Source organism: Pseudodesulfovibrio indicus (assembly GCF_001563225.1).
Lineage (GTDB): Bacteria > Desulfobacterota > Desulfovibrionia > Desulfovibrionales > Desulfovibrionaceae > Pseudodesulfovibrio > Pseudodesulfovibrio indicus.
Window position 1 is genome coordinate 1,705,512 of the sequence record NZ_CP014206.1, and the last position, 21,818, is coordinate 1,727,329.

General features: G+C 47.6%; 23 protein-coding genes. 11 read left to right on the plus strand and 12 right to left on the minus strand.

The features are described 5' to 3' along the window. Positions 1 to 74: 74 nt before the first annotated feature. The 6 genes from cobI to AWY79_RS07775 form a co-directional block, all read right to left on the minus strand. Positions 75 to 782, minus strand: coding sequence for a precorrin-2 C(20)-methyltransferase (cobI, locus tag AWY79_RS07765; protein ID WP_066802187.1), 708 nt, complete (start codon positions 780 to 782; stop codon positions 75 to 77). Positions 783 to 956: 174 nt separating this feature from the next. Beyond that, positions 957 to 2,021 carry a nicotinate-nucleotide--dimethylbenzimidazole phosphoribosyltransferase gene (cobT, locus tag AWY79_RS07770; protein WP_066802189.1) on the minus strand — a complete coding sequence of 355 codons (1,065 nt, stop codon included), beginning with the start codon at positions 2,019 to 2,021 and terminating at the stop codon, positions 957 to 959. Positions 2,022 to 2,108: 87 nt separating this feature from the next. Further along, positions 2,109 to 2,924: a 4Fe-4S binding protein gene (locus AWY79_RS18740; protein ID WP_133987060.1), complete on the minus strand. Its 816-nt coding sequence runs from the start codon at positions 2,922 to 2,924 to the stop codon at positions 2,109 to 2,111. Positions 2,925 to 2,928: 4 nt separating this feature from the next. Next, positions 2,929 to 3,615, minus strand: coding sequence for a 4Fe-4S dicluster domain-containing protein (locus AWY79_RS19615; protein WP_418055043.1), 687 nt, complete (start codon positions 3,613 to 3,615; stop codon positions 2,929 to 2,931). A gap of 227 nt (positions 3,616 to 3,842) precedes the next feature. Continuing rightward, the gene (locus AWY79_RS18745) at positions 3,843 to 4,073 is read right to left on the minus strand and encodes a hypothetical protein (protein WP_133987062.1); all 231 of its coding nucleotides are present in this window, start codon (positions 4,071 to 4,073) and stop codon (positions 3,843 to 3,845) included. Positions 4,074 to 4,090: 17 nt separating this feature from the next. Beyond that, positions 4,091 to 5,545 carry a reductive dehalogenase gene (locus AWY79_RS07775; RefSeq protein WP_066802196.1) on the minus strand — a complete coding sequence of 485 codons (1,455 nt, stop codon included), beginning with the start codon at positions 5,543 to 5,545 and terminating at the stop codon, positions 4,091 to 4,093. A 355-nt stretch (positions 5,546 to 5,900) separates the two neighbouring features. Between AWY79_RS07775 and AWY79_RS07780 the strand changes: the two genes are divergently transcribed. Next, positions 5,901 to 7,430, plus strand: a complete 1,530-nt coding sequence (locus tag AWY79_RS07780) for a sigma-54 interaction domain-containing protein (protein ID WP_066802198.1) — start codon at positions 5,901 to 5,903, stop codon at positions 7,428 to 7,430. 298 nt (positions 7,431 to 7,728) lie between these two features. On the opposite strand, the gene AWY79_RS18280 is transcribed toward AWY79_RS07780, so the two are convergent. Beyond that, on the minus strand, positions 7,729 to 8,643 hold the full coding sequence (locus AWY79_RS18280) for a DUF4435 domain-containing protein (protein ID WP_078063687.1): 915 nt from the start codon (positions 8,641 to 8,643) through the stop codon (positions 7,729 to 7,731). Positions 8,644 to 8,669: 26 nt separating this feature from the next. Beyond that, positions 8,670 to 10,022 (minus strand): AAA family ATPase, encoded by a 1,353-nt coding sequence (locus AWY79_RS18285; protein WP_078063688.1) that lies wholly within the window; start codon positions 10,020 to 10,022, stop codon positions 8,670 to 8,672. A 183-nt stretch (positions 10,023 to 10,205) separates the two neighbouring features. Here AWY79_RS18285 and AWY79_RS18750 point away from each other — a divergent pair, with 183 nt between their 5' ends. Further along, entirely contained in the window at positions 10,206 to 10,541 is a 336-nt protein-coding gene (locus tag AWY79_RS18750; protein WP_133987064.1) for a hypothetical protein, read from the plus strand. Next, complete coding sequence (locus AWY79_RS19620; protein WP_133987066.1) at positions 10,541 to 11,218, plus strand: nitroreductase family protein; 678 nt, start codon at positions 10,541 to 10,543, stop codon at positions 11,216 to 11,218. Before AWY79_RS18750 ends, AWY79_RS19620 begins: the two co-directional genes overlap by 1 nt. A 3-nt stretch (positions 11,219 to 11,221) precedes the next feature. Here AWY79_RS19620 and queD read toward each other — a convergent pair whose 3' ends face one another. Together queD and queE are read right to left on the minus strand one after the other, a co-directional pair. After that, positions 11,222 to 11,581: a 6-carboxytetrahydropterin synthase QueD gene (gene queD, locus AWY79_RS18290; protein ID WP_078063689.1), complete on the minus strand. Its 360-nt coding sequence runs from the start codon at positions 11,579 to 11,581 to the stop codon at positions 11,222 to 11,224. 7 nt (positions 11,582 to 11,588) lie between these two features. Further along, the gene (queE, locus tag AWY79_RS18295) at positions 11,589 to 12,224 is read right to left on the minus strand and encodes a 7-carboxy-7-deazaguanine synthase (RefSeq protein WP_078063690.1); all 636 of its coding nucleotides are present in this window, start codon (positions 12,222 to 12,224) and stop codon (positions 11,589 to 11,591) included. Between the two features lie 152 nt (positions 12,225 to 12,376). On the opposite strand from queE, the gene AWY79_RS18760 reads away from it, so the two are divergent. From AWY79_RS18760 to AWY79_RS18300, 3 genes are read left to right on the plus strand one after another with little or no spacing between them, the layout of a single operon-like run. Continuing rightward, on the plus strand, positions 12,377 to 12,721 hold the full coding sequence (locus AWY79_RS18760) for a hypothetical protein (protein ID WP_133987068.1): 345 nt from the start codon (positions 12,377 to 12,379) through the stop codon (positions 12,719 to 12,721). Then, positions 12,718 to 13,935 carry a PfkB family carbohydrate kinase gene (locus AWY79_RS07790; protein ID WP_066802202.1) on the plus strand — a complete coding sequence of 406 codons (1,218 nt, stop codon included), beginning with the start codon at positions 12,718 to 12,720 and terminating at the stop codon, positions 13,933 to 13,935. The genes AWY79_RS18760 and AWY79_RS07790 overlap by 4 nt, the downstream gene beginning before the upstream one ends. Beyond that, a complete protein-coding gene (locus tag AWY79_RS18300; protein ID WP_078063691.1) occupies positions 13,932 to 14,528 on the plus strand; it encodes a 7-cyano-7-deazaguanine synthase in 597 nt (198 codons plus the stop codon). The genes AWY79_RS07790 and AWY79_RS18300 overlap by 4 nt, the downstream gene beginning before the upstream one ends. A gap of 9 nt (positions 14,529 to 14,537) precedes the next feature. Here AWY79_RS18300 and AWY79_RS18305 read toward each other — a convergent pair whose 3' ends face one another. Continuing rightward, complete coding sequence (locus AWY79_RS18305; RefSeq protein ID WP_078063692.1) at positions 14,538 to 15,308, minus strand: 8-oxoguanine DNA glycosylase; 771 nt, start codon at positions 15,306 to 15,308, stop codon at positions 14,538 to 14,540. After that, complete coding sequence (locus AWY79_RS19000; protein WP_158509873.1) at positions 15,305 to 15,550, minus strand: DUF6471 domain-containing protein; 246 nt, start codon at positions 15,548 to 15,550, stop codon at positions 15,305 to 15,307. Before AWY79_RS19000 ends, AWY79_RS18305 begins: the two co-directional genes overlap by 4 nt. An 852-nt stretch (positions 15,551 to 16,402) precedes the next feature. Between AWY79_RS19000 and AWY79_RS18310 the strand changes: the two genes are divergently transcribed. The 5 genes from AWY79_RS18310 (at position 16,403) to purT (ending at position 21,807) form a co-directional block, all read left to right on the plus strand. Beyond that, on the plus strand, positions 16,403 to 17,476 hold the full coding sequence (locus AWY79_RS18310; RefSeq protein WP_078063693.1) for an AbiV family abortive infection protein: 1,074 nt from the start codon (positions 16,403 to 16,405) through the stop codon (positions 17,474 to 17,476). A 144-nt stretch (positions 17,477 to 17,620) separates the two neighbouring features. Then, the gene (locus tag AWY79_RS19625) at positions 17,621 to 17,866 is read left to right on the plus strand and encodes a DUF6933 domain-containing protein (protein ID WP_418055041.1); all 246 of its coding nucleotides are present in this window, start codon (positions 17,621 to 17,623) and stop codon (positions 17,864 to 17,866) included. Positions 17,867 to 18,183: 317 nt separating this feature from the next. Next, entirely contained in the window at positions 18,184 to 18,972 is a 789-nt protein-coding gene (locus tag AWY79_RS07810) for a methyltransferase domain-containing protein (RefSeq protein ID WP_066802207.1), read from the plus strand. Positions 18,973 to 19,389: 417 nt separating this feature from the next. After that, the gene (locus tag AWY79_RS07815) at positions 19,390 to 20,082 is read left to right on the plus strand and encodes a hypothetical protein (RefSeq protein WP_133987070.1); all 693 of its coding nucleotides are present in this window, start codon (positions 19,390 to 19,392) and stop codon (positions 20,080 to 20,082) included. A gap of 543 nt (positions 20,083 to 20,625) precedes the next feature. Next, entirely contained in the window at positions 20,626 to 21,807 is a 1,182-nt protein-coding gene (gene purT, locus AWY79_RS07820; protein ID WP_066802213.1) for a formate-dependent phosphoribosylglycinamide formyltransferase, read from the plus strand. Positions 21,808 to 21,818 lie beyond the last annotated feature (11 nt).

The window sequence follows — 21,818 nt, forward strand, 5'->3', positions numbered from 1 at the left end:
AGCTTATCCGTAAGTCGTAGTGGTGGGTGGAACTCGCAGGTATGATGATCGTTTGGCCAAAACTATCAATTAGATCAGTCTTTTTTTATCAAAGCCAGCGATAAATAGTGCGGAATTTTGGGTGCGGCCGCAATGTTTGTAAGAATGGATTCTCCGTCCATGCCCAGGCGGGATACGAGAACGGTTTTGTCCGCCATCCGCGAATGTTCCAGCATGGCGCGGATCTTTTCAAAGTTTTTGTAGGTCTTGAGGATAACGGCATTGTCGGCCACATCAAGTTGTTTCGCCAGCCTCTCCGGGGCCGCCGTGCCCGAGGTGATGAGCAGAGACTGCCTGGACTCGGCCAGGACCCAACCGATGTGCGCGGCTGCCGCATTGAAAGAGGTGATGCCGGGAACAACCTTGAGCTGGGTATCTGGGGCTAGCGAGAGGAGGGCCCTCTGAAGATAACCATAGGTGGAGTAAGTCAGCGGATCCCCCAAGGTTAGAAAGGCTCCGCTCAGTCCCCGGTGCAGTTCATGGGCCACGGTTTCGGCGTTTTTCCTCCATGCGTCTTCCAGGGCTTCTGGGTTTTTGGTCATAGGGAAGCCCAACTGCTCTATCCGCGCTTCCGGCTTGAGGTGAGGGCGAGCAATGGACAAGGCGGTGGAATACTCATTTTGGGTAGAGGCCGCAGCAAAGATCACGTCCACTTCGTTCAAAATACGGATCGCTTTGAGAGTCAGCAACTCCGGGTCGCCAGGCCCAACCCCGACTCCATACAGGATGCCTTTCTTGTTCATGTCGTTATCCTGCCATGTCGTTGGAAATTCATCCCGTCTGGAAAGAGGGAAGTGTCGACCCAAAGAGACTCGGAGCGCGCAGGGCGCCATGTCCACGTAATCATACCGAACCGTTTACCCAGTCGCCCAGCAGAAATCCCCGTTCCATCATCCCTCGCTTAAGTACTGTTGGGGCTAACGTCCCTCGGATACGCCTGCGCCAGCATAGGTTGCCATCCTGTTGTACATGTCTGTCGCGCTACGCACCAAATACATGGCGCAGGCCGCTCCCGTGCCTTCACCCAGGCGAAAACCGAGATCAAACAGCGGGGCGAGTCCCAGTTTGTTTAGCGCTTTCTTATGCCCTGGCTCGGCGGATACATGGCTGATCACGCAGTAGTCCCGCACCGAGGGACAGATTTTCCAGGCGGCGGTATATGCGGCAGTCGAAATAAATCCATCCACACAGACCAACTGGTGATTCCGTGCTCCACCCAAAATGAGCCCTGCTAAAGTCGCAATCTCGAAACCACCCAAGGCGGCAAGCATGTTTATGGGGTCACCGGACTCCAGTGCATCGTGATTGGAGGCCAGTCCCCTGGCCACTACCTCCGCTTTGGAGGCAACCTCCTGTTTGTTCAATCCCGTGCCTGGGCCTGCGACCTCTACAGGGTCAAGTCCCAGATAGGCGCAATAGAGGGCGGTGGAAGGAGTGGTGTTGCCAATCCCCATATCTCCAGTACCGAGCACCTTGACACCTTCCCTGGCAGCCTTGTCGGCCAGAGAGAGGCCCAGCAGGAGAGCCTGCATGCACTGCTCGAGAGACATTGCGGGGCCCTCGGCCAAATTGGCTGTCCCTGGAGCCACCTTTGCCTGGATTAGTTGCGGATGTTCAGCGAAAGTGCCGCCACGGACGCCGGCATCCACCACACGGAGTTGGACTCCGGCCGTGGCAGCCATAACATTGATGCCAGCACCTCCAGTCAGGAAATTTAATACCATTTGGCGAGTTACTTCCTGGGGAAAGAGGCTGACGTTTTCGTCGCACACCCCGTGATCGCCCGCCACGGTGTAAATGCGCATGGGATCGGCTTCAGGGGGAGCCTCCTGGATCAGATACAGTTGCAGGGCCAAGTCCTCCAGGCGGCCAAGGCTTCCCCGAGGCTTGGTGAGATTGTCGATGTGAGCTTGACCGATCGGGGCCATATGCCGGTTCACCGGCCGGATTAAGCCGATAGTGGTTTCGAAGCGTTCCTGCATGGGTGCTCTCGCATTGGTTTGGAGAATTTTCAGAAAAGCAATGTCCGCAGACAGGGCAATGGACCGGTTTGCATGGAGGGGATTGCCCTAGCGTCTGGTTCGGAACAAACGAACGGACGCGGCATGATACGGACAAGTATCAACGCACTTGAAACATTTTATGCATTCCATTGTGTTTATTGTTTTCGTCACCGCGATTTCACTGGGGCAAACCTTTTCACATTTGCCGCAAGCCTTACAGGTGTCCGGGGCCACCGATGGGACAACAGATCGATTTCCGAGGGCGACGACTCCCCTGAAGAGGCCAACAGGGCAAAGGCACTTCCACCCGGATTTGAACAGGAGCCCCAAGCCCAAGGGAACAACGAGCAAGACGAGTTCGCTGCGCAAGGTATAGTGTGTGGCCAGCTCGACAAGACTTCGGGAGATGATGCCGATTGGACACCACAAACAAAAAAACGGATAATGGAAAATAGCGATTCCCACTGCTCCACCGAGCACCAGGGCTATCCCGTCCTTGGCTTCAAGCCGCGTCTTGCTCACGATCTTTTGCCTGGCGGCGCGCCATTTCGGCCCAACCCTTCTTTTAAGGGAATTTGGCAGGAACGCCGCGATAAATCCGAGGGACTTGGACTTCGCATGGGTGGCCGGACAAAACCATGAGCAGTAAGCTCTTCCCCAAAGAAGCACCAAAGTGCAAACAATCAGGAAGCCGGGTAAAAGCTTCCAGGCGATGGAGTGCGAGGACAGCGAGTTCTCGATAAATCCGACAGGGCAGAAGAGCCGGATATAACTGACAGGCAAATAGTTGCAGCCGGAAAGGGGATATCCGAAGAAGGCCGCGGCAAAGATGCCGAGCAAAATGGCTGTCCCGACAAACGAGCGGATTTTGGAGTAGCGCATGACTTTACTTCGATGGATGTGGGAGAAGGTCGATACAGGGTACGATGCAATAGTGGGCACATAGTCCGCAACCGACACATTTGTCCTTGTCGATCCAAGGTTTATACGGGGAGTCCTTCATTTTTATTTTTAAAGGGATGTCCTGTTCCCGTTCGTAACTTCCACCATCTGGATTCGGGAAATGGACAGCACCTTCAATGGGGCACCAGCGGAAGCAAACCATGCAATTTACGCATTCTTTTTCACGTACGTGCGCATATCCCAGAGCTTGGGTAAGGGGAGTCTGTGGACTCAAAGCCCGGGTAGGGCAAACCTGAACACAATCAAGGCATGTTGTTTTCCATGCTATGCATCCCCCGAAAGAAGGGTCGATATAGGGGGTGTCCATGTTGGTCATATCGCGGGTAAGCCCCACCAGCCTGATAGCTTTAGTCGGGCAGACTTCTTGGCAAGCTCCACACCGGATGCACTTCGAAGTAAATTCCTCCGGGCGGATTGCTCCTGGGGGTCTGACATAATCCGCCCGGGCCGAGACCACCGAGACAGCCCCGACAATAGAGAAGGCGAGTGACGCTTCGAGCGAATATTTCAAAAAATTTCTTCGACTACATGCAAATTTTTTCCCTTCGGACATCGGGAATTTCCTCCCTTCCTTGAGAGAAGGGTTTTTACTGTTGGGTTCAGTTACCATCGCGGCATTGATCAGAGTTTTTTCTCGAAGCGATGGAGTGGCCCTGCCCTGCGAAAACGCCAGGAGATACCACAAGGCATACCTGTCGGGCTGTTCGCCATTTGAAACGAGTTTATTTCCTTCGACAACTTCCCCGCCAGGGCCGGATAGCTCTGGCAATGGGGCTCATCGAATACCCGTAAACTCAAAAGAACAGGGCGCAAGCCTCCTAAGGGGAGCAGCTTGAACTACTCTGTCCGCGTTTGCCGGGGGAGACGGTTGCGCTGCCACAGCCAGATAGGGATGGCTAAGCAGGCCCACGCCAGCGCTATAAGGCCAAACATATTTCCAGCATATGGTTCATGTTCATTGTAGCTTCCAATGATCAGCGAGACGCAAAAGAGCAGTATCGCGGACCAAGCAAACCAGACGCTAATTGGCGTAATGTTTTTTTTTGTGATTTCAATGGAGATTTTCATGGTATATTCCCCAGAGGTTATAATTTGGATTTGGCAAACTTGTCTTTCTCAATGCCATATGGGGTAATGTCGACATCGCGCAGGACCTCGTTGGCATCTCGCCTCTCCCCATAATGAAAAGCATCGTCTAGCGTGAGCCAAAGGCCATCGGCAACAGGGATGTTTTTGATGGTCCACTCCGTCAGCTTGTGCGTCCAGAAATCTCCTTTAGTGAAAGGACATACGGCAACGCAATTGCCGCAATTGTTTCCATTTTCCATCCAGAAGGACAAACATTTTCTATGGTCGTTATACCACTTGTACACACCGACCATACTCATTGGCGTCGGTCCTTCCCACGTCCTGTCCGCCATTGAAATGGCCTTTGAGGGGCACTCGCGTGCGCATTTTTTGCAGTAATTGCAGAATTCATACACACCCAGGTCGATAGGCTTGTCCGGTACAAGCGGCATGTTGGTCAGGACCTTATCCAGACGCACATTCGGACCGAATTCAGGAGTAATGAGAAGCCCACTGCGGCCGTCTTGGCCCAGTCCGGCCTCTATGGCGAAAGGAACCGACGGACCGACACCATTCTTGCATGGGATAGCCCAGTAGCCTTGGGCGCGAATATAATTGGCAAGTGTCACCGACGAGAACCCCATTCGCGAATAACCCAACCCCGATGCCGCCATGTTGAGTATCGACGGAGACGTCTGCCCTAAAAGTCTCGCTTGTTCATACCCCATTACAACAGCATGCGAGACATCGCTGGGTATAATCAGTCTGTCAGCCAACTCCTTGGGCTGATCCACATCTTCAAAGGTAATTTTTTTGGTGATCGGCTGGTCGGGAACCATTGGATTCCTTTGCACTTCAGAATAAATCCACTTTTTGTTGAAGCGGCAGATACCGACCAGATCAGCTCCGGACAGTCGGGCCATTTGTTTGACGAGACGAGTCAACTTGGCAGGGTCCGTCATGGTTGGGGGAGGAAAATGGTGGTTGAAATGCTCGTCGACAAAGTCTATTTCGCCGGTCCAACTGAGAGCGCCCTTGTTCTCCTCGCCCTCGCCAAAGGCTCCGGTTATTACATTCATGCTGTTTGCTCCCCACATGAAGGCCATCATGGTACGGGCGTCTTCGGGGTCCATTTCCGGAATTTCATAACCAGTTTGGCCTGACTTCCAGTATGTGACTCCCTTCTGAAACATTTTCATGACACAGTTCTGGTTGGTTTCACGGGAGAGCAAATTGTAGGCTAAATTTTTTTGGTTGAACCGTTCATAGCGTTTTTCGTCCACTTGGATGGGGCTGTCGATAGTATTCAGCTTGGACCTAATGTCCGGCTCGTCGTTCCCGTCGGACGCAAACGCCTTTTCCCGGTTAGCCAACATGGTAAAACCAGAAACGCCAAATCCCGCGCCAAGGCCGCCAAGCATTTTGACAAAGTCTCTCCTCTTCACATCACCATGCCGAGTGTTGTCGCTCATCGATTTTATCCTCTGCGCTTGTAATTGGAATGAGTTGGTTCACAATCTCCAAGTTACTTAAACACAAAGCATGCCACGAAATGAATATAATAAATTCAGGATGTTAAATATTAATTTTCTGAAGTTTGACACCATGGTGTAAATTTGTTCACGCAATAGAGTGATTAGCCCCTTTTCACACCATTTCGTCATTGCAAAAATGGACGGAGAGTGTTTTCGAGCCCGAGGCCAATTCTTCTTATGGGTAGTGCTGTTTGATTTTTGAAACGCTTCAGCTTATTTTTGATGAAATAAGCAAGGCTTGGGTTGTCTGCATTATAGAGTGGACCCAAACATGCCATCAGTGGAGAGTCGAATGAACCAGCTAGCTTTTTTCCAAGAAGCAATCTTTCAACTCACTTCCAGCCAAAATCCGGAAGTCGGCATCGGGCATCTCTTCAGATTGTTACAGCAGAAAATTCCTTTAGATACAGTGCTGTTGCAGATATATGATCCCGGGCTCAGCACCATGCGCATCCTCAGGGTGCGAACTCAGTCCGATATCTTCAAAATGGATAAGGTCGTCCCCCTTCACGCGAATGAACTTGGGGATTGGAAGACTTGGCTGCGTGAAGGCAGTGTGCGCCGCATTGACCAGGCGTCGAAAGATCTGTTCATGGTCAGGCTGCTTGAAACTCTCGGCATGAAAATCGGCGCCAGCGATAAATCATGCCTCATTGTTCAACTGCATGCCGAACAAACGGTGACAGGGAACATTTGCCTCATGGCTGACGGCTTGTCCCGTTATACGGATGGGCATGTGGAGATTGTTAAAATGCTGGCGAACCCCATAGCGATAGTTACGCATCTTTACCTATCACTTCAGAAACAGATAAAAATGACAAAATCCGTTATTGAGGAGAATCGATTCCTGAGCAATGAACTCCGCAGCGTTGCGGGAGAAGATATTATTGGCGCTGATTCTGGATTAAAAGATGTTATTCAGATGGTCGAGCACCTTGCTAATGTGGATACGCCGATACTTATAACGGGCGAAACCGGTGTTGGAAAGGAGCTTATTGCCAACCTTATTCAGAAAACATCATCCCGTCGACAAGGGCCTTTCGTTAAAGTGAATTGCGGGGCGATCCCCGATTCTCTTATTGACAGTGAACTATTCGGTCATGAAAGAGGAGCGTTTACCGGTGCCGTAGCCCGCAAGATCGGACGATTTGAGCGTGCAGATGGGGGAACAATTTTTTTGGATGAAATAGGGGAACTCCCGCTCCAGGCGCAGACAAGGTTGCTCCGTGTCCTTCAAAATCAGAATGTTGAGCGGGTTGGTGGCGTGGAGTCCATTCCTATAGATACCCGTGTCATTGCAGCGACACACCGGGATCTGCCAAAGATGATTCAGGCAGAAACCTTTCGGGAAGATCTGTATTTCCGACTTAATGTCTTTCCGATCAACGTGCCGCCTCTCCGCTACCACAAGCAAGATATCCCGGCGCTCGTGCATCATTTCATACACAAGAAGGCGAACACTATGAACCTCCCCGTAGTCCCGAGCCTTGCTCCGGGGGCGGTAGACCCGCTCTTGGCGTATGATTGGCCGGGGAATGTACGGGAACTTGAAAACATCATTGAACGCGCGATTATTCTTTACCGTGCCACCCCCATCCGGTTCGATTTTCTCCTCCCCTCCATGTCCTCTTGCGTTTGCACAACAATCGACGAGATCAAGCCTCTCGATGTCGTTGTGCGGCAGCACATCTTGAGCGTTTTGAAAGTGGCACGCGGGAAAATCAGCGGTCCAGGAGGCGCAGCCGAGCTTTTAGGCGTTCATCCGAATACTCTGCGAAAACGCATGGACAAGATTGGTATTTGTTACAAGAAAAGGCGCTGAGCAATAGTTATTCCGAGAAAACCCGGGCCCTTCCTTGTCTGGTGCGCATAGCTTTTACGTGTGGAAAATGTGGAGGTTGCCCGGAGAACATCAATAATCATTTGCAGGAAGAATCGAAATTTTTTCTCAATTGAGCAAATATCGATTTTCTCCGTATCGTTATCCTATACATGAATTAAGGAAGAAATGGTTAATGTTCAATAGGGATGATTTCAGACAATGGTTGCTTATGTACGGAGCCTGTGTTCAATTTACCGCCCATTTTTGAAAGATTAATGAGGTCCAGTGGAGCCCAACTTTATAACGTGTTACGCGCAGAACTGATTTCCCGTAGTTTTTCGTTAGCCATATCTAAAAATTGTTTCAGTTCCTTGGGAGTATCTGCGAAGATAGACCATTTTCGTATTACAGTATCAAAACTTGGCGGATCAATTGTGCCCTCGTTGTCATGCTTAAAAATGCCTTGTTTTTTGCAAAGGTCTGATTTGAGTATTTGGAAGAATTGAGCGATGAAGATATGAAAGAGCTTACCTCGTCCCCACCGGCATTCATCAATTTCTTCCAGTTCATCCAGGCATTCCTCAATAGAATCTGCTATTGCCGGAGCTACCTGGACTGTTTGTTTCGGGGGAGATTGAATGGGGCTGTGAAAACAAATGGTTCCATGTTGGATTTTAAGACTGCTTTTTATCAGTGAGTCTCGAACGGTGAATTTTTTAATATCCTCGTTGTGTTCGAACAGTCGCATGGCCTTAAGCCAAGCATTCCATTCGCGAGCAGCTTCACAAAATTTAGCAAGCATATCTTTGTATAAACGTATCGCCTTGGCTGTTGCTTTAGATGGCAGTTGGGATTTGTTTAGCACTCTCGAAATAACATCTGGTGAGATGTATAAGTTTTCTATCGAATAGCAGGGGGTGACGAAGAGGAGGTCGTGTTTTGTTGCCGGGGCAATAAAGTCATGGTCTACGAAAAATAGGAGTAGCCTTTTATTGTTTACAGAATTTACGGCAAGACGTTCTAAAGCTTTTAAGACACCATCGCGATTTCCACATGAATACGTAGATATTTCTTTGTACCCTGTAGAGAAAATAACTCTAACATCGTAGTATAGATCGTCATTTTTCCCTTCATAAAAGCAATGTAAAGTTTGATTGTCTTTTTTGTCTATGAATTGCCGAAGCGCTTTCCCGTAATCGGTTTCACGCAACATATTTTTTTTAGTGTCCCTCACAATAGTTACTTGGCAAATGAAGATATATTGTTGGTATACTCAACAAGAGAATTGTCAAAAATAAACGGTGAGTGGGTCGCGGCGATAATAAGCGAGCAGCTGTCCGTCATAATTATGTCTTCTAGATACCTACTCTGCCATTCGATTGAAAGTGAAAGATCAGGTTCGTCGAAAAGAAGTATATTGTTGCTTCTGTGTCCCAACAGCAGTTCAGAGAAAAGATATAATATTTGTTTTTCTCCTGACGATAAATCCACAAGGTGAATTCTGTCTCCATCCTTATGTTTGACATAGAATTCTAATTCCTTGTCGTCATAAATGGCTTCCTTTTCAAATAGGTAGGAACTGCATATGGATGCATACTTTTTCATCTTTATATGTCCATCTATGCTATTTTTGTAGGCATCCATTAATGCATTAAGCAATTCTAATAGGTTGGAGTCGTTTTGACTTTCGTATAGATCGCCCGTTTTTACTTTGTTCAGGATTGTTGTTTTTACTTCATCGCTAACGCCTCTGCCAACTCGTTCTAGAAGATATTTCACGTTGGCTTGTAGCAACTCCGGTTTTTCTTCACTTGGTGCTGATTGGGAAGTGAGGTTGTTGATCATCCTACTTGCAACATTGGATAGTCCCTCTACGGCATGAGATTTCATCATCCCTAAGCAGTCGTCTATGTATTTCTGGACTTTCCCCATGCCCGTTGTCTTTTCTTCATCAAGTTCCTTTTCCATTATCATTCTGGGAGTGCTGTCGAACCTTGTTCCCCAAGGCTCAATAATTCGGGAGGTCGGCAGAGGGAGGAGGCTTTCGTTTAACTCCCGAATTACCTTTTTTCCTGCTTTACTTCGATAGATGTCCGTTGATCCTATGGTGGAGTAATATTCATCAACAAATACGCTTAGCCATGAGGAATATTTATCTATTAGTTTTTTATATTTAGTCGTGGCTTTAAATTCTTTTGCTGTCCTGTACATTAAATATGAGCGTGTTCTGGTATAGTCCTTAGCACTCATCCTTTCTTTGAGGGCATGCAACAAATCGAGCCTTTGGGTGTGGTCAACTGGTTTATCTATAAGATCCGATTGCCTGGTCTCAAAGATTGTTCCATCTTTAAACGTGATTACTGCTTTGTTAAATCGAAATTTTAGTAGTTCTTTTCGGTCTCCACTTATTAAAGCACGAATGAGCCGAACAACGGTAGTTTTCCCAGAGCCATTTTCCCCGACAAAAATATGAATTCCATCCTCCATGGGGAGTTCGTAACTCTTGGTCCCGAAGAGACCGTCTATGCTTATTGAAGCAACCGGGTTTTTGTCCTTCATAGCTCGGAGTGAGGTTGCTAAAGATTCTTCCATCGTCTTCTCGATTGTTCGATTGTGGGGATACTAGACATCTGATAACAGAGTATGTCAGCGTATTCAAACTGGGGAATTCCCCCTTTAGGGCGGTATGGGATCCGTTGAATGGACGGAGGTTTGACCAAATATGTCTATGGGTGCTTCGTTTCTTTTCGTATACGGAACCAATTAAGGAAGTCTATGTCTGGATCAAGTGGTATGCGATCAGGGCTTTTTGCCCTTGTTGGTGGGGGCGACGGCGATTGCTATGACTATTATGAAAGTACAATACTCAACTCGCCCGATCCGGATGTCCTTGAGAATATATCAGAATCTGAGATTTTAGATATAGAGTTTGATGGTAATACTGTTTATGCGGTTGATGACGATGGTGCTTACGCAGGATCAATCACAACCGGAAGTCTTGCTGTACTTATTGGCTGTATTGAAATGGGCGTAGATTTCATTGCGATTGTCGAAGATCTCGATGGCGGGAGGTGCGTAGTAACTGTGCAGCCAGAAAGCGATTATGAGTAATGCCTAATCTCGATAGCCCTCGACCAAGACATAGCCAGCGAGCCTTTGGTAAGCAAAAGTTTAACGTTGTTAAAAAGAGATATCTCCCTCGCCCTAATGTTAGTTGTGGGGAAAGTTTTTGGAGTGTGGTTGAGAATAGGCGAACACGTCGCGAGTTTGAATCAATTTCAATTGATTTTCTCGCAAGTCTTTTGTGGTATTCTGCTCACCCCCGGAAGGTTCGAAAGGACGAGCAAGGATTCGAAACCCAATTCCGCCCACCCCCGTCTGCCGGTGGGCTGCACCCGATAGAGATATTAGTTGTGAGGCCAGACGATTCTGGCTGGCTCCCTTATGTCTACGATCCCAAAGCTCATTGCCTTTGCCAGATTGGAGTTGACGATGCGAAGGTTAGCTCATTCGTGTATGACGTGGAAGATGTGATACCGATTCAGAATGGAACCATTTTATGGCTCGCAGCCAACTTTGAGAAAACAAGGGCGAAGTATCACAATGCTGATAGCTTAGTATGGCGGGATGCGGGAGTGTTGATTGGACACATGGCGCTTGTCGCAGAAGCTCTCTCTCTTTCCTATTGTCCTTTAGGAATTACTGGTGAGCCTATGGTCTCAGAGTTGTTGTCATCAACTGGGCTAGTTGGAGTTGGAGGGGCCGTTATCGGCGAGCAGGTGCCTTAATTCCTATTTCTTTCCTGAATAGATGGCTCCAGACGATGGGGTCTCTTTGACGACGACTTTTGACAAGCCGGGCAGGTTGTCTTTCAGCTTGTCCCATATCCATATGGCGATATTCTCACTCGTGGGATTGTCCAGCCCCGGGATGTCATTTAGATAATTATGATCCAAAGTTCCAATTACCGGTGCAGCGATTGCTTTGAGGTCTGAGAAGTCTACGACCCATCCTGTGGCATCAGAAATGTCTCCTGATACATGGATATCAACCCCAAATGAGTGGCCATGTAGTCTTGAGCATTTGTGACCATCTGGGACGTTTGGGAGCTTGTGGGCCGCATCAAACGTCATTGTGACGTAGATATCCATGATACACCTATCGTATACCAATGTATTTGTGAGTTTGAATGCTGAGTTTCCAAAGCGGATTCCGTAAGCAGAAGTCGATCACTTCTCGAGTTGATTCTTTGGCGGTTAGCCCGTCCTTCGGTTGCAAATAATAATGATCAAAGCTGTATTGCTCAAAATGGTGAATTGATATACCGGGTTGTGGCCATACGAGTTTGAGTTCATTGCCAGACGTCACAACAAGTCTTGTCCCTGCCTTTGGACTTACCGTGATCCAGTCAATTCCATTGGGTATGTCTGTTGTTCCATTTGTTTCTATGGCTGTTTCATATCCATTTGCTTTTGCTTCCAAAATCATTTTGTTGGTCAATTGGAGGGCTGGCTCTCCTCCAGTGAAGACAATATAGGGTTTTGGAGTGAGGCAGGATCCGACCATGGAATTGATTGTAGCGATTACTTCTTCTTCTGCAGTATAATATCCACCGCCTGGGCCATCAGTCCCAAGAAAATCAGTATCGCAAAATTTACAAATTGCTGTTTGGCGATCTTTTTCTTTGCCGGACCAGAGATTACAGTTGGAGAATCTGCATAACACGGCAGGGCGTCCTGAGTGGTGTCCTTCTCCCTGGAGAGTGTAGAATATTTCTTTAATGAAGAAGCTCAAAAGTTGTTAATCTCACTTCGCGTTAGCCTTGATGATTGAGAACCCATTTTACATGGTTACAGCGAGACATCCAACTAAAAAACTGATATCCGTTGTCGTAATTTAAGGGAGTTCACGGTTTTCATGCGAAAAAAACGATAAGGAGTCATGTTATGTCAGGAACCGGTGGCGGCAATGGCGGCGGAAGCGGGGGCGGTGGGGGTGCCCATAGAGAGTGCCCAGATTTTTTTGAAGAGACAGTATTGAATTCTCCAAACCATATTGTATTAGCCAATCTTGAAGAAGGTGATTTGCTTTCGGTGTATTTGAACGATGAGGGGGGACACTCTACAGTGCTCGCTGTTGACGGTGATGGAAATTCCGCAGGGTCGATAACTATTGGTTCCTTGGCCCAATTGATTGAGTGTCTTGAAGACGGGTACGATTATGTGGCTGTAGTCGTAAGCGTGGACGGGGGGCATTGTCGGGTTCAAATAAGGTTGGAAAGCGATTTATGATCACAATATTTGGTGGTGTTTACACTGAAAGGTGTCTTGTGCCTCCTTGGCATCAGATTTATGGGTCAGGTGGTAGGGCTGCCGCAGCGTTATCTAAACTTTCGGATAACGTGAGGCTTTGTACATATCTTGCCGCTAAAGATATGATCGCTTTTAAGTCCGTGGCCGCAGTGTACCGTTTTCACTTTGAAGTCGTCGAAGTTGATACTGGTATAGCGTTTGATTATTTTCATGGCTTATCTGTCCCGCACATAGCACCTGCTCCATCCAAGATAGTTCAGCAGCCTCCAATTATTGGTGAGGCTGAATGTGCTTTGCGATTTGGCTTTATGGAGGGTGATGCCATCGTCAAAGGGGGCAGAGTGGTTTATGATCCGCAGTCTGCTTCATCTCCGCAGCCCTATCGGGACAACGGATCCGAGGCTGATGTTTTGGCCTATGTGTTAAACAAGCATGAAGGTAGTTTGTTTTGTGGGAGTCGCAATCCCACAGAAATTTGCAAATATTTACATAAAGAGCACCAGGCTGATGTGGTTGTGTTGAAGATGGGCCCGCGAGGAGCCCTGATTAGTGATGGTGGGAAGCTTATGCTGGTTCCCTGTCTTGAAACGGACAATGTCTGGCCGTTGGGATCCGGGGATGTCTTTGCGGCCATCTTTTCTCATTATTGGGCCGAAAAAAACGAATCTGCCGAGATTGCCGCGATGCAAGCATCAAAGGCTACAGCATATTATTGTAATACCTCTACGTTGCCGATTCCTTTTGATATCGACAAGTTTATTGATTCGGATTGTATCCCGGAGAGCTATGTGAGCAGAGAGGGTGAGGCCCCATTACAGGTTTACTTGGCAGGGCCTTTTTTTAATGTCGCCGAAAGATGGTTGATCGAAGAAGTGCGAAACGAGCTGCAGAGGAGTGGATTGAAGGTGTTCTCACCCTTGCACGATGTGGGACCGGGGAAAGCTGACGACGTTGCTGTAAAAGACCTTAAAGGGGTGGATGATAGCCAGTTAATGTTTGCAATACTAAATGGTCTTGATCCTGGAACTGTCTATGAGATTGGCTATGCAAGGGCCAAAGGGATTCCGGTGATTGTGCTCAGTCAGAACGAAAAGGAAGAAGATTTAAAAATGATTGAAGGCTCAGGCTGTTTTGTTGAAAATGATCTAGTTAAGGCAATATACAAAACGATGTGGGTTGCAAATAAGTTATGAGTCTGGGATTGCTGCTATCTGGTGGGATGGATTCGATTTCCATCGCATACTGGAAAAAGCCGGATGTTGCGTTGACACTTGATTATGGTCAGCGAAGTGCTTCGACGGAGGTTAGGACTGCTGCAAAGATCTGCAAAGAACTGTCCATTTCACATGAGGTGATTAAGGTAGATTGCAGCAAACTTGGATCGGGAGATTTGGCAGGAACCCCTCAGGATTTAAATGCACCGTCTAGTGAATGGTGGCCTTACCGTAATCAAATGTTGATCACTTTGGCTGCCATGCGTGGTATCGCTCTTGGTGTCGATGAGTTGATGATTGGGTCGGTTAAATCAGATGACAGCCATGTCGATGGACGACCAGAGTTTATTGAAGCCATGGATCGAGTTATGGGAATGCAGGAGGGGGGGATGCGTATAGTCGCTCCCGCGATTGGGATGACAACCCCAGAGCTTGTCAAGGTTTCGGGCATCACCCCAGACATATTGTGCTGGGCCCATTCTTGCCACACCGGGAATCATGCTTGTGGGGTTTGTAGAGGGTGCAACAAACACCGGGAAACGATGATCGCCATTGGCTACGGAAACTACTGATAAGAATTCTTATTGGGTTACGACTGTAAGTGGTTGGAGCCTTGATATTGCTTTTGTGTTTAGGCGTTTCATATTTTCCCATATTATTGCGTCCAGCAACGATGGCTTTACATTGATTGCTTTGGCAAAGTTTATGAACAGGCATTCCATTTCCAGGTAGTGTTTTGGGATTTGGTGGGCTGAGCTAAAGAATCCTGCCAATATTCCTGCTCGATGAATATGGATGTCTAAAATGGCGACCGCATCACTTCCGAGCCAGTTCCTCACGATCCACGAGGCCGTTTTAAGGCCAACCCCTCTTACACCCAGAAGCCATGATCGCAGCTTGGCTGGGCTTTCTTGAGGCGACTCTTCTTGACTGAGTTTGGTGAGAGCATCATAGAGGTACTCTGCCTTCTGTCTTGCAAAACGGTAGCGTACTTTTTTCCCATTAATTGGAAGCGGAGAAGAAAGTACTCCGTAGATTTCTTCTTTAGAAAATACGTCTGCATTTAATAAGCCCGTTCGTTTGAGCCTTGAAAAAGCAGCAATGCCGACCTCAGCTGGAATTCCGTGCCCACCAAGTAGGCACGCGGCGACTTCTTCTTTGAATGTAGAGCCCAACCTGTACCCTTTTTGATCTAGGTCGGCCTTGAACCACACTTGTGAAGCCCAAAAGGCTGGTGTGAACAGTTCATCGCATCGTCCCCACAATATGCCAGAAGCCACAGTTCGTTTAGGGGAAGGCAGATCAAGTTCCAACACCTTGCCATCTATGACCTTGTACACCGTTTGGCTCATATCTCATCTCCTGCCCTTTTAGGCTGCATTGACGGTTGCGTGAGCACGAGCACGTCGATTTGTAAGACTTCACAGCATTGAAGCACCCATGCGAAAGAGAATGTGCCTCGGTGCATTTTGCCTCTTATTCCGCTGATGGTCTCTGAATAGCCTGCCTCAGTTAGCATCCCCGCCAGCGCTTTGTGGCTAACCCCTCGGCGCGCCAATTCTGATTTTACAATACGCAAGGCTTCTATTTCCATTGGCCGTTTTCCCATAGTTCTGACTAGAATCTCACAGAGAATAAGTTTTGTATATACAAAATTTTTTCTATAAATAAAATTAAAATTTCATATATAAAACTTATGAGTGGTCGCAGTGTTTTCGATGCGATAGGTGATATATCTAATTGTTTAAGGGACTTGCCTGAAGGGGCGTGGAGAGAGGCACGTATCTTCGTGCCGTTCTAAAGTCATCAGCGCCCCTGTTCGTTTTGAAGGAGCGCACAGAAGTGGGGCTAAGAAAGACCCACAATTGAAAGCGGGTGCAGAGATGCTTGAGGAAAGGGGTAGGCCTGGGACCCTGTAAGTGCAACTGCACGTCTTTTCCGTAATTACCTAACTCCCATTGAGAGACCCCCCGGCTCTGCCGGGGTGGCCATAGGAGTTTGGCTTGAGGTAGCGGAACGCTTCACGTGTCCGCTATGTGTCCGCTCTTTCTCCGACGCCATGCGAGAACAACGACATTCCGCGCTTTCCGCACACCATGCTACAGCGCGCTTTGAAGAGACTTGGCGGCAAATAAGTCCCGTTTAATTAGTTGGTTGGTGTGTTAATTGGGTTAAGTGCCAACAAGAATGGCATTCAAGAGGTCGTGGGTTCGATTCCCTCCAGCTCCACCAATGAATTTAAAGGCTTAGAAGGTTTTCCTTCTAAGCCTTTTTTCGTGGAATATACAAAAGAATATACAAATGATATCGGGTGGATGGTGATTTGTTTTGGGGATGGGGAATTAGGTATGGTGTCCCCCTAATTCCAAGAATTGAAGTGCATCATTTTGAATGAAGCGTTTTTTTGGGTGTGGCGAGCGAGAACTGTGAATTTTGAGGAAGCAAAATGGATACAGAGAATAAACAAAAAAATAATATGTTAGACGTAACAATGAAAGCTCTTTGTTCTGAGGTGAATACTAAAAGTTTGGCAAAGGAGAGCGGCTTCGATGAGTGTGAAATCATTAAATGGAAAGACAAAGCTAAGGATGCTCTCTCGAAAATTTTTATGCCACCAATGAAAATACAACCGTTTGATTCAATTATTGAAAAAAACCTATTGCGTAGTTGTTCTGTCGTTTACGACAACGGCGTGGCGCTTTTGGATGATGCAAGTTTTTTGTACGACAATATGAGGTACGCTCGGGCTGTCTCACTTGCCATATTAGCTGAAGAAGAATTTTCCAAGGCGTTGATTCTAAAGATTGCAGTTTTAAATAAGCGTTGGGATGCTGAATTGTATTCCCCATTGAGATCACATGGGTACAAACAAGCTATTTCTCGTGGTGTGGGAGAGGTTGCAGTTGATCTTGTGAGACACATGCGTCAAGCAATGCGTTCATTTCTACCTATTCAACCTTTTCCACTTAATGAGAGAGTGGAACAAGTTAAAAGTGATGTGTCTAAGAAGTATATTAGCAATGGGACGCTCGATAAGCTCAAGCAAGATGCTCAGTTTGTTTTTATTGGTAAGACAGGAGTCGCAAATAGAACTCCTTCATCTATTTCAGCAAAAGAGGCGGCAGATGCAATAAATGAAACAATTCGTTTCAAGGCATGGGTAGATGCATTGTTCGGTAATATTGACGATGATCATCCTTTGCTTAGGGCCGAGACTTTATTGGTGCAACAGCCAGGAGTGACTACAATCAAATATAAGGCAGGGTTGGATTTCCGTATGTCTATTTTTGAGTCTCAAGATTTTCCTGTGAGGCGTGAAGAAAACCCGTATGAGATACTTACTAGCTGGAAAGGGTGGGAGCCTGAGTCGTTCGATAAAGAGCAAAAAAAATTATTTTGCTTATTCCTTGAAAAGTACGACGGGATCAAACAGATGGAAAAACAACTTCTTGATCTGGGCTTAAAGTCTTCGAAGATTCTTGATGCCTGCAAGAAAATTATATCTGAGTATAACTCTTAGGACACTGGAATTAGGGGAACACCATACCAATATAATGAATAACCCACCACACCATCCTAGAAGATCCATCTGAGTTGATCCTGAGTCCGATTATGGCTATCTGAGTGAGGACTCCTTCACCATCCCAACGAGATGAGATCAGCAATGCCTTACATCGGATGTACTCAAAAGCTTTTAACTGAGATCAAGCCAGCACAAATTCTAGAGCCTACCAGCCAACGTGGGCTACAAGGCTGGCATGGGAACATCTTCAGATTCTTCCGTAGAAAATCCGTTTTGTTGGTCAACGATGAAACTCGGTTTGCCGTATTTATGTCCGGATTGGTCAGGAAGGTCTTCATTGATTTCGGCCATGTGTTCAATTCTATCCAGCTCCACCATGAATATTAAAGGCTTAGAAGGTTTTCCTTCTAAGCCTTTTTTCATGGGATATACAAAAAAGATACGGATGATATCGGGTGGGTATTCGGGGCACTCGGCTGGGTATCCCAATCTGTTCATCAAACAAGCACTGTCCAGTGGTCTAACAAAATGGACTCATTACGCTTGTCTGATCCGCCTGAACCGGTTCTCAATTAAACCCGCCATTACTCTTTACATAACATATGCAACTCACTAGGCTCGTTTACTAAACTAGGAATTGCGACGCCGCCAGTGGTCAACGTCGTTACTTTCCCTCATGCTGAATTGTCCTTAAGGATCTCCGTATGTACGATAAAACAGCACTTATTGATCATCTCTTGACTCTTGTCGACCTTCAGCCGTCCGGAGCCCTGTTGGATGTCGGATGTGGCGATGGCCAGATGCTGTTTGCCGCGAGTAACGTGTTTGGAAGTTCATCGTTCTTCGGCATTGATATGATGCCTGCTCCGATACAAAGGGCTGAATCGTTGTCTCGTGGAGAGAGTCGGCTAAGCTTCGTTATTCATGATGTCGATGAAGGGCTGCCTTGTCCAGACGGCGCGTTTGACTACATTCTGTGTTGCAACGTGTTGGAGTGCATTAAGAGGAAGGAATATCTTCTACGCGAGATGCATAGGGTGCTCAACGCTGCGGGAAAGGTCGTTATTTCGCACTTTGATTACGACACCATCGTCTTCAACGTAACAAATCGGGATGGTTACAGAAAGATATTGCACGCCTACAGTGATTGGAAGCAGCCTTGGATGGGAGAATGTGATCCCTGGACCGGGAGGAAGCTGTGGGGAATTCTCAACAGAGTTCCTGGGCTGTTTGTCGGGGAGATGAAGTCCTTCGTGTTGCACGAAACCGAATACCGGGAAGGGGCAAAGGGCTACTCCTTCGTGAAGGAAGAGTTAAGAGACCTCGTCAAGCATGGAGCCATTGCGCCCCAAGAATATGAAGCCTTTTCCGCCGATGTGGAGAACGCCGTCAGGAACAACGAATTTTTCTTCAGTATTAATCTGTATACCTTTGTGGGCCGTAAAGTGGAGTCACGCGCTTGCGGCTCGGAGTCAACGACAACGTCCCGGTAATATGGGGCCACTGTGAGATGCCTACCGCTGAACAGGAGTACCCTCGCAAGGGTTTTAGTGGCATTCAAGAGGTCGTGGGTTCAATTCCCTCCAGCTCCACCACTAAAATTTCCGAAGAAAAAGGACCGGTTAGCTTGATAGGCTATACGGTCCTTTTCCTTTTGGTGGTGAACCATCTGGTCAACCGATTGTTGGCTAAAGTGCTTGAGATGACTGATTAAAGGTGTGTATGGAATGTGTTTGAGGGTGTATGGGGTGAGATTGGTTTTTGCCAGTGCTTAGGGTTGGTGGTAAAAGTATGTTGTCCGTAGTATGTGAAATATACAAAAGAACTTACTAATGATATCCGAAAAATGTCGGCTAGATTCCTTGCGACTTAATAATTGGTATGGTTGTTATATTTTGAGTTTGTATTGTATGAAAAAAATACTTTTGTTCTTTCTTCCAATTCCAATACTAGGGATGATTTTGGGTAGTAACGACCCAGTCGTGTCTCTTTTCTCTGGTACGTGCTTGGAGAAAGCTCTTTATTCATTGAGTAGTTCAAATTCGATCTTATTCAATCTGTCTTGCGGCTATACAATTTCGGTATTCTTTTGGTATTTGCTTGTGGAGATTCCAGAATCAAATCAAAGAGGAATAATCAGAGACAATATGAGTCAGAGGTACATATCATTCAAGAAGAGTACAATATTCAATATGTTGTATGCTTCTGGTGACGTTGGGGTTGACTACGAATTGGTAGATGAGCTTCTAGACCATAAGAAATTCAGAGAATATTTTAGTGGGCAAAATAAACAAAGGTGGGATGATGTACTAAATGGACTAGATGAAAATGAAAGACATATTAAAGATGTCCACAATGACTTGGAACTCTTATATAATGATGTGTCATATGTTCTCAACAATATAAGATTTGCCAATAAAAAATCACACTCATTGTTTGTTGATTTGCAAGAGAATATTTTCAGGCTGCTGAATTATAACGATTGTCACTACGATCACGTCAGAGCCCTATCGAATTTTTTGTTTACGATGTTTGCATTATGGAGTTTAGTTGATGGAGATATGGATGAAGATGTTGTGCAGAAAATGATAGACCAGATTTAAAGTGGCAATAGGTAACACCACACGAGTTTAAGGAAGCCCTACTTTTTTAGGAAATAATGGCGAATTGAGTTTTTTGCAGGCAATCTAGTGCAAGTTGGTCTTCACCGTTCTCGATAAAAAAATGGTCAACCATTCGGTTAACCAAACGCATTCAAAACCCCTCCAACACCACTGATTTTCTGTTGACTTAAAAATGAAAAGTCGAATTATTTCATATGTTATGCATGCAACCTTATGCATGGCATTCAAGAGGTCGTGGGTTCAATTCTCTCCAGCTCCACCAATGAATTTAAAGGCTTAGAAGGTTTTCCTTCTAAGCCTTTTTTGTGGCGTAGACAGATGAAATGGGGTGACGAAAAACGATCCGCAGTACACACTGTACCGTCCGGCAGTGGGCTCACTTCGCTCACGAAGGCGGCCCGGTTCGGCAGGGGGCGGGTTCATCCGGAAATCGGAAAGAGTAATCCTTTCAATTCGGGGGGAAATTTGGCATAGAGCTTCCCTGCGCAACGCAGGATTTCAAGTACTTCAAAGGGATGTAATATGACTCTATTAGGGACAGCCAAGACCGCTTCGGCAAAGAAGATGATGCTGCTTGGCGGTGGCGAATTGGGTAAGGAAGTGGTGATCGAAGCGCAGCGTCTCGGCGTTGAGGTCATCGTGGTCGATCGCTATGACGACACTCCCGCCATGCAGGTGGCGCACCGTTCTTACACCATGTCCATGTTGGACGGCGAGGCGCTCCGCCGCGTCATTACGGAAGAGAAGCCGGACTATATCGTGCCCGAGATCGAGGCCATTGCCACGGCGACCCTGGTCGAGCTTGAAAAGGAGGGATTCAATGTCGTCCCCACCGCCAACGCGACCAAACTGACCATGGATCGCGAGGGCATCCGGCGTCTTGCCGCCGAGGAGATCGGCCTGACCACGTCGACGTACCGCTTTGCCGATACGGAAGCGGACTACCGGGCGGCAGTGGCCGAAATCGGTATCCCCTGCGTGGTCAAGCCCGTCATGAGCTCTTCCGGCAAGGGGCAGTCCACCGTGAAGAGCGAGGCGGATATCCAAAAGGCCTGGGAGTATTCCCAGTCCGGCGGTCGTACCGGTGAAGGGCGCGTCATTATCGAAAAGTTTGTCCCCTTCGATTACGAAATTACCCTGCTGACCGTGCGTCACGTTGATGGAACATCCTTTTGCGAGCCGATCGGGCACCGGCAGGAAAACGGGGATTACCGTGAATCCTGGCAGCCGCAACCCATGAGTGAGGCGGCCCTTGCAAAGGCTCGGGAATATGCGCGCAAGATCACGGACGCCCTGGGCGGGCGCGGTCTTTTCGGGGTGGAGCTGTTCGTCAAGGATGACGATGTCATCTTCAGCGAAGTTTCCCCTCGCCCCCACGATACGGGCCTGGTGACCGTCATCTCGCAGGATTTGAGTGAATTCGCCCTGCATGTGAGGGCCGTCCTGGGCTTGCCGATTCCGGCCATCCGTCAATACGGAGCCGCGGCTTCGAGCGTGATTCTGTCCAACGGCACCTCGGACAAGCCCGCCTTTGCCGGCGTGGACACCGCGCTTCGCGAACCGGATACGAAGATCCTGATTTTCGGAAAAGGCGAGTGCGCCGGAGTCCGCCGTCTCGGCGTCGCCCTGGCCCTTGCCGACGACGTCGAGGGTGCCGTGGACAAGGCGAAAAGAGTCTCTTCCGCCGTAACCATCTCGTATTAGGGGCGCGTCGA

What these genes read in the sequence shown, in the direction of transcription:
- cobI (WP_066802187.1), bottom strand. Translation starts at nt 782, where the DNA reads ATGAACAAGAAAGGCATCCTGTATGGAGTCGGGGTTGGGCCTGGCGAC.
- cobT (WP_066802189.1), bottom strand. Translation starts at nt 2,021, where the DNA reads ATGCAGGAACGCTTCGAAACCACTATCGGCTTAATCCGGCCGGTGAAC.
- AWY79_RS18740 (WP_133987060.1), bottom strand. Translation starts at nt 2,924, where the DNA reads ATGCGCTACTCCAAAATCCGCTCGTTTGTCGGGACAGCCATTTTGCTC.
- AWY79_RS19615 (WP_418055043.1), bottom strand. Translation starts at nt 3,615, where the DNA reads ATGGTAACTGAACCCAACAGTAAAAACCCTTCTCTCAAGGAAGGGAGG.
- AWY79_RS18745 (WP_133987062.1), bottom strand. Translation starts at nt 4,073, where the DNA reads ATGAAAATCTCCATTGAAATCACAAAAAAAAACATTACGCCAATTAGC.
- AWY79_RS07775 (WP_066802196.1), bottom strand. Translation starts at nt 5,545, where the DNA reads ATGAGCGACAACACTCGGCATGGTGATGTGAAGAGGAGAGACTTTGTC.
- AWY79_RS07780 (WP_066802198.1), top strand. Translation starts at nt 5,901, where the DNA reads ATGAACCAGCTAGCTTTTTTCCAAGAAGCAATCTTTCAACTCACTTCC.
- AWY79_RS18280 (WP_078063687.1), bottom strand. Translation starts at nt 8,643, where the DNA reads ATGTTGCGTGAAACCGATTACGGGAAAGCGCTTCGGCAATTCATAGAC.
- AWY79_RS18285 (WP_078063688.1), bottom strand. Translation starts at nt 10,022, where the DNA reads ATGGAAGAATCTTTAGCAACCTCACTCCGAGCTATGAAGGACAAAAAC.
- AWY79_RS18750 (WP_133987064.1), top strand. Translation starts at nt 10,206, where the DNA reads ATGTCTGGATCAAGTGGTATGCGATCAGGGCTTTTTGCCCTTGTTGGT.
- AWY79_RS19620 (WP_133987066.1), top strand. Translation starts at nt 10,541, where the DNA reads ATGCCTAATCTCGATAGCCCTCGACCAAGACATAGCCAGCGAGCCTTT.
- queD (WP_078063689.1), bottom strand. Translation starts at nt 11,581, where the DNA reads ATGGATATCTACGTCACAATGACGTTTGATGCGGCCCACAAGCTCCCA.
- AWY79_RS18760 (WP_133987068.1), top strand. Translation starts at nt 12,377, where the DNA reads ATGTCAGGAACCGGTGGCGGCAATGGCGGCGGAAGCGGGGGCGGTGGG.
- AWY79_RS07790 (WP_066802202.1), top strand. Translation starts at nt 12,718, where the DNA reads ATGATCACAATATTTGGTGGTGTTTACACTGAAAGGTGTCTTGTGCCT.
- AWY79_RS18300 (WP_078063691.1), top strand. Translation starts at nt 13,932, where the DNA reads ATGAGTCTGGGATTGCTGCTATCTGGTGGGATGGATTCGATTTCCATC.
- AWY79_RS18305 (WP_078063692.1), bottom strand. Translation starts at nt 15,308, where the DNA reads ATGAGCCAAACGGTGTACAAGGTCATAGATGGCAAGGTGTTGGAACTT.
- AWY79_RS19000 (WP_158509873.1), bottom strand. Translation starts at nt 15,550, where the DNA reads ATGGAAATAGAAGCCTTGCGTATTGTAAAATCAGAATTGGCGCGCCGA.
- AWY79_RS18310 (WP_078063693.1), top strand. Translation starts at nt 16,403, where the DNA reads ATGGATACAGAGAATAAACAAAAAAATAATATGTTAGACGTAACAATG.
- AWY79_RS19625 (WP_418055041.1), top strand. Translation starts at nt 17,621, where the DNA reads ATGCCTTACATCGGATGTACTCAAAAGCTTTTAACTGAGATCAAGCCA.
- AWY79_RS07810 (WP_066802207.1), top strand. Translation starts at nt 18,184, where the DNA reads ATGTACGATAAAACAGCACTTATTGATCATCTCTTGACTCTTGTCGAC.
- AWY79_RS07815 (WP_133987070.1), top strand. Translation starts at nt 19,390, where the DNA reads ATGAAAAAAATACTTTTGTTCTTTCTTCCAATTCCAATACTAGGGATG.
- purT (WP_066802213.1), top strand. Translation starts at nt 20,626, where the DNA reads ATGACTCTATTAGGGACAGCCAAGACCGCTTCGGCAAAGAAGATGATG.